Annotated in this window: 8 protein-coding genes; 5 read left to right on the top strand and 3 right to left on the bottom strand. The window is 42.6% G+C overall.

Annotated elements, in window-relative coordinates; genetic code table 11:
• Nucleotides 1–40 precede the first annotated feature (40 nt).
• Both dapD and WAX86_RS12110 read right to left on the bottom strand, forming a co-directional pair.
• On the bottom strand, nt 41–1,072 hold the full coding sequence (gene dapD / locus WAX86_RS12115) for a 2,3,4,5-tetrahydropyridine-2,6-dicarboxylate N-succinyltransferase (RefSeq protein ID WP_005297867.1): 1,032 nt from the start codon (nt 1,070–1,072) through the stop codon (nt 41–43).
• A gap of 335 nt (nt 1,073–1,407) precedes the next feature.
• Complete coding sequence (locus WAX86_RS12110; RefSeq protein WP_005297868.1) at nt 1,408–1,710, bottom strand: YebG family protein; 303 nt, start codon at nt 1,708–1,710, stop codon at nt 1,408–1,410.
• Between the two features lie 81 nt (nt 1,711–1,791).
• Between WAX86_RS12110 and WAX86_RS12105 the strand changes: the two genes are divergently transcribed.
• The gene (locus tag WAX86_RS12105; RefSeq protein WP_148109522.1) at nt 1,792–2,481 is read left to right on the top strand and encodes a DNA-3-methyladenine glycosylase I; all 690 of its coding nucleotides are present in this window, start codon (nt 1,792–1,794) and stop codon (nt 2,479–2,481) included.
• On the opposite strand, the gene WAX86_RS12100 is transcribed toward WAX86_RS12105, so the two are convergent.
• A complete protein-coding gene (locus WAX86_RS12100) occupies nt 2,478–3,365 on the bottom strand; it encodes a LysR substrate-binding domain-containing protein (protein ID WP_044174572.1) in 888 nt (295 codons plus the stop codon). The genes WAX86_RS12105 and WAX86_RS12100 overlap by 4 nt on opposite strands.
• A 153-nt stretch (nt 3,366–3,518) precedes the next feature.
• Here WAX86_RS12100 and WAX86_RS12095 point away from each other — a divergent pair, with 153 nt between their 5' ends.
• From WAX86_RS12095 to recD, 4 genes are all read left to right on the top strand, one after another.
• On the top strand, nt 3,519–4,505 hold the full coding sequence (locus tag WAX86_RS12095; protein WP_044174574.1) for a TDT family transporter: 987 nt from the start codon (nt 3,519–3,521) through the stop codon (nt 4,503–4,505).
• Nucleotides 4,506–4,706: 201 nt separating this feature from the next.
• Nucleotides 4,707–8,162, top strand: coding sequence for an exodeoxyribonuclease V subunit gamma (recC, locus tag WAX86_RS12090; RefSeq protein ID WP_341488860.1), 3,456 nt, complete (start codon nt 4,707–4,709; stop codon nt 8,160–8,162).
• Nucleotides 8,163–8,455: 293 nt separating this feature from the next.
• Nucleotides 8,456–12,121: an exodeoxyribonuclease V subunit beta gene (gene recB / locus WAX86_RS12085; protein WP_341488859.1), complete on the top strand. Its 3,666-nt coding sequence runs from the start codon at nt 8,456–8,458 to the stop codon at nt 12,119–12,121.
• Nucleotides 12,114–14,237 (top strand): exodeoxyribonuclease V subunit alpha, encoded by a 2,124-nt coding sequence (gene recD / locus WAX86_RS12080; protein ID WP_341488858.1) that lies wholly within the window; start codon nt 12,114–12,116, stop codon nt 14,235–14,237. Before recB ends, recD begins: the two co-directional genes overlap by 8 nt.
• The last annotated feature ends 39 nt before the right edge of the window (nt 14,238–14,276 follow it).

Below are 14,276 nucleotides of genomic sequence, written 5' to 3'. Positions count from 1 at the left end.
TTTATGCAAATCACAGTCTAATCACAATGAGAATAAGTGATTAGTTGTTCTTATGCAGTTCGCTGTTTAGCTCAATCGCAGTTTTGTTCGTTAAACATTCGATTTGGCCTGTCATTGAGTTACGACGGAATAGAAGGTCTGGTTTACCCGCTAGATCGCGAGCTTTAACGACTTCTACCGGCTTTCCAGAAGCATCGAGCATCTGAACTTTTGAGCCTGCTGTTACGTATAGGCCTGATTCGATAGTACAACGATCGCCCATTGGGAAACCAAGACCTGCGTTAGCACCTAGTAAGCTGTTCTCACCAATAGAGACAACCACTTTACCACCGCCAGATAGGGTACCCATAATAGATGCACCACCACCAATATCTGAACCATTGCCAACAACCACACCAGCAGAAATACGACCTTCTACCATGCTTACGCCAGTCGTACCTGCGTTGAAGTTAATAAAGCCTTCGTGCATAACGGTTGTGCCTTCACCAACATGTGCACCAAGACGTACACGTGATGTATCAGCAATACGAACGCCTGTTGGGACAACGTAATCAACCATTTTAGGGAATTTATCCACACAATCGACAATAATGGTTTCGCCATTTAAACGAGCTTCCATTTGACGTTCTGCAAGCTCAGGTAGGTCGATCGCACCTTTGTTGGTCCATGCAATATTATGAAGTAGACCAAAAATACCATCTAATACTAGACCATGAGGTTTTACTAAACGGTGAGAAATAAGTTGCAGTTTTAAAAATGCTTCAGCCACAGAAACCGGTGTTTCATCATTAGCAAGAATCACTAAAACAAGCGGTTGAGCTGAATTTACCGCTTTAGATGCAAATAGTGCACTTTCTGCTTGATCATGAGCAGCAAAAATAGAGGCAAGCGCGACACATTGCTCAGAGGTTACTTCAACAGCTTGATTACCTTCTTTGTAAGTAACAACGGCTGCAATCTCATCTACCAATGCATCCGATGGGTTTAGGATTGGCGTTGGGAAGTAAGCTTCAATGATTTTTCCATCGCGGTTTTTAGTTGCAGTGCCTAGGGCAAGAGAAAAGCGAGCCATGATTCTTGGTTCTCCGTGTCAAAATAAATACAGCTGACATAAAACCATAAAAGTGAATTAGGGTCAGCTGATAAAAATCGATTAACCCATTGGTTTTTTCAATGAGTAAGATGCTCCCATCATAAAAGCAGTTCGAAACAGATAGCAAGGTTAGATATCAGAATCCGTTTAAAATCATGAAATATTGACGCAAAACTTACCAATAGCAGCATGTTAAACTGGGATAAAAGGGCTGAGTCGCTTAGATTGTTGCAAGATAAAAGAAGTGAGGATGGTTGAGGTAAAAAGGTGAGCGAAAAAGAAACCTCCCTAGTAGGAGGCTTCGCAAAACAGAATTAAGCTGCTTCTTCTTGTTCATCAGCAACAAGTTCTGGCTTTGTTGCCTTTTTCTTGGCTGCTGGTTTTGCTTTTTTAGCACCAAGAGCAACAAGTACTTCTTCGCGCTTTTGTGCTAAGAACAATGATAGCTCTTCTTGTTTTGCTTCATCTTCGGCAAACAGGTCGCTTGTGCTTAACAGCTCAAACATCTCATCTGCCATATCAAGCATTTTGTCGTATGCGTCGGCTTCTGACTTAGAGGTGAAAGTCATTTTCTCTTCTCCGTTTCGCTCAACAACATATTTGACGATAACTGCCATGGTCATCCTCTCCCAAAGTGATAAACTGGTTGTTTATACAGTACCCTAAACGGTTCGTCCAGTGATAAGCGAGTTTCTGTGATGGTAAGAGAAAAATTTAATCAAATATACGATCGTGCAGCAGAGCGAAAAGGGGGGATACAAGCTCTTGAAAAATTATTAGTCGTTCCTAAAAGTCAGCAAGAGTTGGCTCTTATAACGGATGACCGCTGGTTAGCGACATTTACATTACGTATTTTTCAATCGGGAATGACCTGGCAAGTTGTTCGTAATAAATGGCCAAATTTTGAAGATGTTTTCTTTGGCTTTAACATTGAAAAGATGTTGTTAGTACCTGATGAAATGTGGGAAAGAAAAGCCACGGATCCGGCGATTATTCGTCATTTGGGTAAGGTGATGACCATTCCTGCTAATGCTGACATGATTCATCGAGCTGCAGTTGAATATGGTTCTTTCGCTCAGATGGTTGCTGATTGGCCTTGTGAAGATATTATTGGGTTGTGGCAATACCTTAAGAAAAAAGGGGCTCGACTAGGTGGAAATACAGGGCCTTATGCGCTGCGAACCATGGGAAAAGATACTTTTATTATTAGCCAAGATGTTGAAGCTTATTTACGTAATATAGGGGTGATTGAAGGTGGAAAATCATCACTAAAATCATTAAAAGCGACTCAAAAAGCATTTAATGATTGGCAACAAGAATCTGGCCGACCAATGTGTCAAGTAAGCCAGATTATTTCGTTTAGTTGCGGCGATAATCATGTATTTTAAGGCTGTTGCCACTGCTTACAAAAATCGATAAATAATGTAAGCAGTGGGCTTTGATATTTTTCTTTATGGAACAGTAGCCAATATTGGCGATGCATATCCAATGGAAGTGAAAGCGTATGAACCCGATAATCCATCTCGGCGTATTTAACCGCACGCTTTGAAATGCAGGTAATGCCTAGATCAGCGGCAATGCAATTGATGATCGCTTCCGTTGTATTGAGCTCAAAAGCTGGACGCCATTTATTCAGCCTTGGTGCCACTCGATTTAAGAAAAATTCACGGGTACCAGATCCGGTTTCGCGTAATACCCAGTCATAATTTTCTAGATCCGCTAATGTCACATGATCTTGTTGCGCTAGGGGATGATTTGGATGGCAAGCTATCACCATTTCATCTTCTAGCCACGGGATAACTTCTAGCTCTGGATCTTGTACGTTACCTTCGACCAAGCCTACATCCAGTTCAAATTCACATAATTTTTGACAGATTTGCGCGGTATTGGAAATAAATAAGGATTGTTCTTTATGGTCGGTATGTTGGCGAAAATCGCGAAGAAGAAAAGGCGTTACCTGGTTACCAACGGTGTCACTAGAACCGATACGAATTTTTCCTGTAACGACGCTATCTTGATCAAAGAGCTGCTCAATGGCATGAGATCGGGCAAGTAGCTCATCCGCAAGAGGCAGTAAGCGCTTTCCTTGTTCATTAATAATCAATCGGTTGTTATTACGATCAAACAATTTATGATCGAGCTGTTTTTCCAATTCTGATAATGCCATGCTGACGGCGGGTTTAGATAAAAATAGCTTTTCAGCTGCGGCTGTGATGGTTCTTTCTTGGGCAACGGTCACAAAGACATTCAGTTGCTTAAGGGCTATATTCATTCTCATAGTCAAATGTTCACATTAATTGAATCTATATTTAAATATATTCAATTATGATAAATCATACAAACCTAATACACTACACCTATTCCAAGAAATAACAGCTATCGCAAATTAAGAATACCTTCTAGAAATAGAAGTGGAGAGAAAAAAATGATTCAAGCTACTAAAAGAAAAGTTGCAGGAGCGCCAACGCCAATGGCTGGTTTGGCACTAGGGATTGGTAGCCTTGGTTGGTGTTGGGAAAATGGTGCCTCATTACACGGCACTGGACAGATTATTGGTGCATCGATTGCGGCGGTATTATTAGCCATTCTCGTTGTTAAGTTCGTTCTTCATCCTAATCTATTGTTGGGTGATTTACGTCATCATGTTGTAGGTAGTGTTGTTCCTACTTTTGCAATGGCATTAATGGTGGTGTCAAAGGCTGTGGGTATGTACTTTCCGGTACTAGCTCAAGCGATTTGGCTCTTTGCGGTAATTTTACATCTTGTATTCCTAACTTTATTTACCTACCACCGTGTTATTGAATTTGAATTACACCACATGGTTCCAAGTTGGTTCGTACCACCAGTTGGTATTATTGTGGCGGACGTTGCTTTCCCTGGTGGTGCACTACGTCCATTAGCGGAAGGTCTATTAATTTTTGGTATGGTCGCTTACGCAATCATGTTACCAATTATGATTTACCGCCTTATTTTCAGTCATGAAGTACCTGATGCTGCAAAACCAACTATTGCAATCTTAGCAGCACCTGCAAGTCTCTCTTTGGCTGGTTACTTAACTGTATGTCAAACGCCATCACCTGTAATTATTGCCCTACTTGGTGGTATTGCAGTTCTGATGACATTTATTATTTACTTAGCGTTCATCCGCTTAATGCGTTTAGAGTTTAGCCCAGGTTACGCAGCCTTTACCTTCCCTATGGTTATTGGTTCTACTGCACTATTTAAAACAGCGGCTTGGATGACTCATTACGGCTTTGCAGAACAATATGTAAATCAGGTTCATACTCTTGCAACAATTGAACTTTACGTGGCAACTGTTGTGGTAGGTTATGTGGCTCTTCGTTACAAAATGTTCTACCGCCCATTATCACGTTTATTTACTCGCTGTCCAAACAGCCCACAGAATCTTTAATGGCGATAGCATCTGATTGGGTTGCACACTGTGTACCGGGTAATACCAATTAGAATGTTGTAAAGATTTAGTGTGTTGGCCCAAGGTAACTTGGGCCTTTTTTCGTTCTAAATTTTGAGCCGATATACATAAGATAGGTTTACACTCTCGATGGCTTGGTAGACAATTTATTTATTGTCTTCAAGCGATTGAGAATTCTGTGTGTTTACCATTTATCACTCTAACCAGTTAGATTTGCTAAAATCCCTCCTCGTTGAGCTTATTCGCCTCGATCCGCTCGATAATCCTTTCACACCAGAGCAAATCTTAGTGCAAAGCCCAGGTATGTCTCAGTGGTTAAAATTAGAGCTGGCTCAGTCTATGGGTATTGCTGCCAATATTACTTTTCCGCTACCTGCGACATTTATTTGGGATATGTTTACCCAAGTCTTGAGTGATGTACCTAAACGCAGTGCTTTTAACAAAGAGTCCATGACTTGGAAGTTAATGCAAATTCTTCCTGATCAACTTGAACGACCAGAATTTGAGCCACTACAACGCTACTTAGAACAAGATGCGCAAGGACAAAAGCGTTATCAATTGGCTGAAAAGATAGCCGATATCTTTGACCAATATTTGGTATATCGCCCAGAATGGATTCAAGCTTGGGAAGGGGGCGAGATAGACCCTGAGATTTGTGCAGATCATCCGTGGCAACCCTTATTGTGGCAAGCTCTGTACGATCACACCTTAAGCTTGGGGCAGTCGCCATATCACCGTGCTAACTTGTACCAACATTTTATTGAGACCTTAGAGAATTACAGTCAAACGGGTACAGCATTACCGCAAGGCTTACCAAAGCGTCTTTTTGTCTTTGGTATTTCTGCATTACCGCCACGTTATTTGGACGCATTAGCAGCACTTGGCAAACACATTGATGTTCATCTGATGTTTACTAATCCTTGTCGTCATTACTGGGGCGATGTTCGCGATCGTAAATATATTGCACGCTTGGCGGCCAAACACCGTCAGCAATTACAGGTTCAAGGGGAACACAGTGAGCTAGGTGCTCAAGTTAGCCCATTAAAAGGCTCGGTGGATGACAATGTCTTTGATGAAACCCAAGAAGCATCGGTTGGCAATACTTTGTTGGCCTCGTTAGGTAAGTTGGGACGAGATAACTTATATCTTATGTCAGAACTGGAAGCGTTTGACGTTGAAGCCTTTGTTGATATTGAGCATGACTCACTGCTCCATGCCATTCAGGCTGATATTTTAAATCTTGAAGATCGTATTCAAGATCATCTAACTGAAAACAGTCACCATAAACTTGCAATTAATAGCCAAGATCACTCTTTGACCATTCACGCTTGTCATTCTGCAATGCGTGAAGTTGAAGTATTACACGATAATATTTTGGCTATGTTGGAGCAGGACCCAAGTTTGACGCCTCGCGATATCGTGGTGATGGTGGCAGATATCAATAACTACAGTCCGTATATTCAGGCCGTATTTGGTAATGCTCCAGGCGATCGCTATATTCCATTTTCTATTTCTGACCGCAGTGCTGACCAAGAAAACCCGATACTACTGGCGTTTTTAAAACTTATTGCCTTGCCGGAAAGTCGTTGCCAAGCTTCTGAATTGTTAGAACTACTTGAAGTTCCCGCTGTAATGGCTCGTTTTGGTTTTAATGCCGATAGCTTTGAGCAGATTAAACAATGGATTGAAGAAGTCGGAATTCGTTGGGGATTGGACGACAGTACCGCTTGTGAGTTCTCTTTACCGAAACAGCAACAAAATACGTGGCTTTTTGGTTTGCAACGCATGCTATTAGGTTATGCAATGCCGCAAGAATTAGGGCTTTATCAAGGCACACTGGCCTATGATGAAGTACAAGGAATGGATGCGGTTCTTGCAGGACAATTAGGCTTGTTTATTGAAAAGTTAATGCATTACCGGATGCAGTTAGCTCAAGAGCAAGGTGTTACCGAGTGGACCTTAATACTTAATCAGTTGTTGGATGATTTCTTTAGCGTTGAGTTAGAAGGTGAGCGAGTTCTTCATCTTATCCGTGATAAATTGCAGCAACTTGAACAACAGCTTGATGATGCGGGATTTGGTGAAAAGATCACCCCCGTTGTAATGCGCGATTATTTAATGGGTAAGTTATCTGGTGAGCGAGTTAGTCAACGTTTTCTTGCCGGACAAGTGAATTTCTGTACCTTGATGCCAATGCGTTCAATCCCTTTTAAAGTGGTGTGTCTACTTGGGATGAATGATGGTGTTTACCCACGCTCTATTGCGCCTGAAGGTTTTGATTTAATGAGTCATGATCATAGAGCTGGGGATCGTTCTCGTCGTGATGATGACCGTTACCTATTTTTAGAAGCGATTCAATCGGCGCAGCAGAAGCTTTATATCAGCTATGTGGGCCGTTCAATTCAAGATAATAGTGAAAAAATGCCATCAGTTTTGGTTAGTGAGTTACTTGAATATTGCGGTCAAGGTTACTGTTTAGAAGGTGATGAAGCCTTAACTGCTGATGATTCCGCAGAGCGCTTAGTTAAATCACGTATTTATACGCATCCACTTACACCGTTTAGCCCTCAAGCCTTTTTAGGGGAGCAACCAAGCTTTGCTGCTGAGTGGTTACCCGCTGCAAATCGTGAGCAGATAATAACCTCTCACTTTTATCAGCAACCACTGGAACCCGAATTGGTGACACCGCATATACCTCAACTACTTGAGCTATCGGAGTTAGTGCGTTTTTGGCGCTTACCAGTGCAATATTTCTTTAATCGCAGGTTAAAAGTCTTCTTTGACCCAAGCCAAGGTGCATTAGCTGATGATGAGCCGTTCTCTTTAGATGGGTTAGGACGTTATCAGGTACGTGAAGCTTTATTAAGTGAATTTTTAAATCATCAAGTAATGACCCAAGTTTCTCAAGGGCAACTGACTAAAGACCAATTGTTTGAACGCTTTACTGCTTATCAAAATGCTGCTGGTGGCTTACCGTTAGCTGAGTTTGGCCAATTAACCTTATTGGAAGAGCGAGCGCAGATAGAGCAATTAGCAGAGAAAGTGGTTCAGTTGATGGATCATGAGCAACCTGATGTAGAAGTGAATCTATTGGTATCAATAGCAGGGCGACAAGTGCAACTTCAAGGGTGGTTAAAGCAATATTATCAACAAGGATTAATTCGCTATCGCCCTGGTAAGATCCGCAGCAACGATATTTTAAGTGGTTGGATCGAGCACCTTTGTTTAGCTTGTGCAGGGATCGAAAAGTCAACGCATTTGATCGGTGTCGATCAGCATCTGGTTTTTAATCCACTCTCTCGTGAAGTCGCAATGCCGCAACTTGAAGCTTTGTTAGAGCACTATTTCCAAGGACTTGTACAACCGTTGCCGTATTTCCCTCGCACAATATTAGCTGGACTTGAAGCGGGGCGAGATAAGCAAGGAAATTGGTTAACTGACGAAGCCAGCATTGAGAAAATATTTAATAAAATGGCAGAAGGGTTTAACGGTGGCTATATGTTTGATGGTGAAGGGATCAACCATTATATCGCCCGTGTATGGCCTGAATGGTCACAAGAACTTGCTCAAGAAGTGTATGAAATGGCGGAGAAACTGTTAAAGCCTGCTATTTCACAATTGAGTGAAGTTAAATAAAACAGCCATATAACCAAGGGGATAAGCAAGTAAGATTGGAGTTGAATGTAGGGTGGCCGCCGGCAAATCATTATTGATGTAGGGTGTTCGCCGTACGGCCACAGGTCCAGAGGTGACCTTGATTTCGTGCCGCGAATAGTACGCAATAGCACGATTGTAAACCGTGAAAGATCTCTCATCTTGCTTGGCTTATTCTATCAATTTAACGTTATAAGCTATTGATCACAAAACTGATTTATTTTTCGCTGCGAATTTTTAGCATCGATTTGATCTCCTAATTTAGAGCATACGTCATGACGCCAGACAATCTATTAACCACTATAGAGCCGCAAGTGCTCCATCCAATGAGCTTTCCTCTACATGGTAGTCGCTTAATTGAAGCCTCAGCAGGTACAGGAAAAACCTTTACCATTGCCAGCTTATATTTGCGCTTACTGTTGGGCCACGGTGATGAGCAGAGTCGATTTCCTTATCCGTTGACGGTCGATCAAATTTTGGTGGTAACTTTCACCGAAGCGGCAACGGCTGAGCTGCGCGACCGTATTCGTCGTCGTATTCATGATGCTCGTATTGCGTTTGCTCGCGGAAACAGTTCAGACCCTGTAATTGCTCCTTTATTAGAAGATATTGCTGATCATAAAGCGGCTGCAGCTACCTTATTGCAAGCAGAACGTCAGATGGATGAGGCTGCGATCTATACCATTCACGGTTTCTGTCAACGAATGTTGACACAAAATGCCTTTGAGTCGGGCAGTCTATTTACCAATGAGTTTGTCACTGAAGAGAGTCAACTACGAGCACAGGTAGTGGCTGACTATTGGCGTCGTCAGTTCTATCCTCTTTCACGCTCTTTAGCTGGAGAGATTCGTAGCTTTTGGCAAACTCCACAGGCGTTATTAAAAGAGATCAATCCATTTTTATCTGGAGCGCCGGTTAAGATTGTGGCTCCAACGCTGAGTGATAATTTAGAAAATGTACATCAAGAAAATATTCGTCGAATTGAGCACATTAAAAAATTGTGGCGTGAGGGCGAAGGGGATTTTCATGATCTGATTGCCAATTCTGGGGTTAATAAACGTAGCTATACCAAAACCAGTTTACCAAAGGCATTAGCAGAGGTAGGTGAATGGGCACAAAGTGCGACTTACGGTTATCAATTACCGAAATCGTTAGAGAAATTTGATCAAACGGTATTGCGTGAAAAAACCAGCAAAGGTGAAGTGCCAGAGCATGAAGCATTTCGAGCTATTGGGGAGCTATTACAAAATCCACCGAATATTAAAGACCCTGTTTTAGCTGATGCAATTACGTCGTGCCGCGAACTGTTAGCAGAAGCGAAATTGCGCAAAGGATGGCTCTCTTTTGATGATCTCTTAACCCAATTAGCCGCAGCTCTGCAAGCCAATGATAACGCTTCAGCATCCACATTAGCACAGCGAATCCGGACGTTATATCCAGTTGCCATGATCGATGAATTCCAAGATACGGATCCATTGCAATACTATATTTTTAATACGGTTTATGGCCATAGCTCTCTTGTAGAAGATGAGAATTTATCTGAGGGTTCTGACAGTGATGCAGCAAGGGGACCATCTGGTCTGTTTATGATTGGTGATCCGAAACAGGCAATTTATGCGTTTCGTGGTGCCGATATTTTTACCTATATTCAAGCTCGTCGTCAGGTTAGTGCTCATTACACATTGGCGACGAACTGGCGTTCCAGTGCCGATATGATCGCGGCGGTGAACACTATTTTTGCAACACCAGATAGACCCTTTATTTATGATAGCGATATTCCATTTGCTGCTGTAAATCATAGCTCTAAGGCAACAGAACGAGGTTGGATACTCGATGGCGTAGACCAAAAAGCTCTGACGTTTTGGCTCGCGCAAGAGGAAGCGCCAACTGCCCCTATCAGTAAAGGGGATTACAACAAGCAAATGGCTGAAGCAACCGCGAGCGAAATTCAGCGTATTTTGACTTTGGCGCAACAAGATAAAGCCCATTTTGTTAATGGCAGTAAGCAAAACAAAATTCAAGCTGGCGATATTGCGGTATTGGTACGAACGGGCAGTGAAGGCGCAATGATCCGCCAAGTATTAGCTCAACAAGGTATTGCCAGTGTCTATCTTTCTAATCGTGATAGTGTTTTCTCATCGATTGAAGCGGCAGATATCGAGCGATTACTACAAGCGGTTTTATTGCCGGAAAATGAGCGAACCTTACGTGCGGCTTTAGCATCAAGCTTTTTTGCGTTAACCGCAACCGAACTTGATCGATTAAACCAAGAAGAAGATGAATGGGAACGCTGGGTTGGGGCTTTCCGTGATTATCGTACCTTATGGCAAAACCGTGGGGTATTGCCGATGTTACGCCATGTGATTGCAAAGCATCAAATAGCTGAGCGGTTACTCACTCATAATGGTGGTGAACGTTCACTGACTGATATTTTGCATATTGGTGAGTTATTGCAACAAGCCAGCCAAACGCTTGATAGTGACTATGGCTTGATTCGTTGGTTGGCTGAGCGCATTGAATCGCCTAATGGTAATCTGGATGAAGAGCAATTGCGCTTAGAGTCAGACCGTAATTTAGTTCAAATTGTTACTATCCATAAATCCAAAGGGTTGGAATATGATTTAGTCTTTTTACCCTTTGTTTGTGGTTATCGAGCCGTTGATCGTGCGTTATATCATGATGAAGAAACCCAGCAGGCAATTTTCGATGTAAAAGGGGATGAGGCGAGCATGGCTTTAGCTGAACAAGAACGTTTGGCTGAAGATTTACGTTTGATTTATGTAGCCCTAACCCGAGCAGTGTATGGTTGTTATATTGGAATGGCTCCTGTTCGTAATGGCATGAGTCGTAAAGATCCAACCGGATTACACCATTGTGCCATTGGCTGGTTAGTTCAAAATGGTAAAGAAGGCGGTGTTGCCGATCTTACTGCGGCTCTGAATCTGCTGCAAACTAACGCCCAAGTGATGACCATAGCAGAACCTCCTAAGTGTAGCTCAGAGCTTTGGCAAGCTGATGAAGAAATTCCTCAAGAGTTAGTTGCAAGTCGTTTTCAGCGTGATATTGAACGTAACTGGTGGATCACAAGTTATTCAGGGTTGGTAAAACAAGGTAACAAGCACCATGACGCCTCGTTTGAAGCGCCGGGATTTGACGTTGATTCGTCGCAAGATAAAGCCGATGACGAACCTGTGTTAGTGCCTGAGCGTTCTATCTATACCTTCCCGAAAGGGGCGCGTCCGGGTACGTTTTTACACACCATTTTTGAAGAGATCGAATTTACAACATCTGCTGATAGTGATGAGACGCGACAGATTTTGTTGGAGCTATTACGGTTAGAAAATCTAGAGCCGGAATGGTTACCTATTTTGCAGCAACTAATTGTGGATGTTATGCAGTGTCCTTTAGATGGACAAGCGCTGCGATTGGGGCAAATTGGTGCTAACCGTCGTTTAGCCGAGATGGAGTTTATGTTGCCGATTGAGTTACTCTCATCTCGTTTGGTTAATAAAGCACTAGCTCGTCATGATGAATTATCAGCCAAAGCAGGCGAATTAGGATTTGCGACTGTTAGCGGTATGTTAAAAGGTTTTATCGATTTAGTGTTTGAATACCAAGGAAAGTATTACGTTTTAGACTGGAAATCTAATTACTTAGGTGATGATCCAGAGCTTTATCGAGGTGAGATGCTAAAAGAGGCGATGCGCGATCACCGCTATGATTTTCAGTATCAAATTTATGCACTAGCGTTACACCGTTTCTTAAAAAATCGCTTGTCGGATTACGATTATGAGCAGCATTTTGGTGGCGTGTATTATCTCTTTTTACGTGGAGTGAAAGCCAATGAAGATAGTGGTATTTTTCACGCCAAGCCAAGTCTGGAACTGCTTACTGAGCTTGAGCAGTTAATTGAGAACAAACAGGAGTCATCCCATGCTTAATATGTTGGATCGTTTAACTGAGCAGGGTGTGCTTCGAGCGATAGATTCTCAATTTGCCAAATTTATGGCTCGTTCAGTGACCAATATTGATACGCCAGAGGTAGTACAATTAGTCTCACTTGCTTCAGCTTGGCTCAGTAGTGAGTTGGGACGAGGTCATGTCTGTTTGCCGCTAACGGCAGAAGATCAGCAAAGTATGGGAATGTTTGGTTTACATGGTGAGTTGGCGCAGCAGGTGGTTCAACTGTTACCTGAGGCATTACATCATCCTCAATGTTGGCCAGAAGCGCTGATTCAATCCCATGCCGTGTCTGATGGTAGTCAGCCAACGCCATTAGTATTAAGTGACGGACGTTTGTATCTTAATCGCTATTGGCAGTTTGAACAGAGTGTCGCTGGGCGAATCTTAGCCATGGCAACGGCTAAGGGAGTGGATACTGCAGCTCAAGCGTTATCATCACATCATATTGATCAACTGCAGCAGAACTTAGATCAATTGTTTCCTCGAGTTTATCACTATCTACTTAGCAGTTTACAAGCATTACGCTTGGGTGAAACAACAAGAGTAGACAGTGAAGAAGCCCGTCGATTGGAAGTGATCGATAAGCTCGATATCGTTGCCGATAAAATATCACAGCTAGATTGGAAGCAGATTGATTCCGTTTTAGCTCAAGCCCAAACTATCTCGGATCTACAGGTTCTTGATACGCTTGTGCCATCTTCGTTTTGTTTAAACTGGCAAAAAGTAGCGGCTGCGGTAGCATTAACCCGACAGTTTGCGGTTATTTCTGGTGGCCCAGGTACGGGTAAAACAACTACGGTAACCAAGCTGTTGGCGGCTTTGGTGATGGAAAATCCGCAGCATATTCCTAATATTATGCTGGTGGCTCCTACGGGTAAGGCTGCGGCTCGTTTGACCGAGTCGATTACCAATGCGGTGAAATCACTGCCTGTGACCGATGAGATAAAAGCGCATATTCCAACCCAATCAAGTACGATTCATCGCTTACTTGGGGCGATTCCTGGGCGTGTGGATTTTCGTCATCATAAAGGTAATCCGCTTCACTTAGATGTGCTAGTAGTAGATGAAGCCTCAATGGTAGATTTACCTATGATGGCTCGATTGTTAGAAGCGATGCCAGCTCACGCTAAATTAATTTTATTGGGCGATAAAGATCAGCTAGCGTCTGTTGAAGCGGGTGCGGTACTGGGGGATATCTGCTCTTTCTCGGCTCTAAGTTATAGCAAGCAACAAGCTGAGGTGTTGAGTCAGTTAACGGGCTTTGATCTTTCCAGCAATACCAGCAAGACGAATGTGGTTGCTGATTGTCTCTGTATGCTACAAAAAAGTTATCGTTTCCATGCTTTATCGGGCATTGGCCAGTTAGCAAAAGCGATCAATGGTGGTCGAGAAAATAAAGTTCAAGCAGTGTGGCAGCAAGGATTTAAAGATATTAATTTTTATCCATTATCGACTGACAGTTACAAAAGTATGATCAATCAAATTGTGATGTTTTATCGAAATTATCTCGATGCCATAGAGCAATCACAATCACCTCGAGAGGTTTTACAAGCCTTTGCTCAAGTTCGCCTGCTGTGCGCATTACGGGAAGGGGACTTCGGTGTTGTTGGCTTAAATCAACGGATTGAGCATGAATTAGGTCGTATTGGTAAGATTAAGCAAAGTGATGAAACTTGGTACATTGGCCGACCTATTATGATCAGTCAAAATGATCACGGTTTAGGTTTATATAACGGTGATATTGGTATTGCGATGCTTGAACCAAATACAGATATTGCACCGGGTTCAACCCCAAGAATGAAAGTCTACTTTGAAATGTCAGATGGCGAAGTAAAAGGCTTTTTACCTAGTCGTTTACCTGAGCATGAAACGGTTTATGCTATGACCATTCATAAGTCACAGGGCTCGGAGTTTGCTGATACTGTGATGGTTTTACCGAAAGATTACAGTCCTATTTTAACTCGAGAATTAGTCTATACCGGAGTGACCCGTGCAAAAGCGCGTTTATATCTGTATGGCCAACAAGAGGTGATGGCTCGGGGTATTCGTACGAAAACCTTGCGAGCCAGTGGATTGAGTCATCTACTTAGCTAACTATGGTTTGATTTTAGGATTGTGAAAAGAACGTCAACT

Source organism: Photobacterium damselae subsp. damselae (assembly GCF_038086725.1).
GTDB classification, from domain to species: domain Bacteria; phylum Pseudomonadota; class Gammaproteobacteria; order Enterobacterales; family Vibrionaceae; genus Photobacterium; species Photobacterium damselae.
Note: the sequence above shows the minus strand (reverse complement) of the source record. Positions and strands in the feature narration are given on the sequence as shown.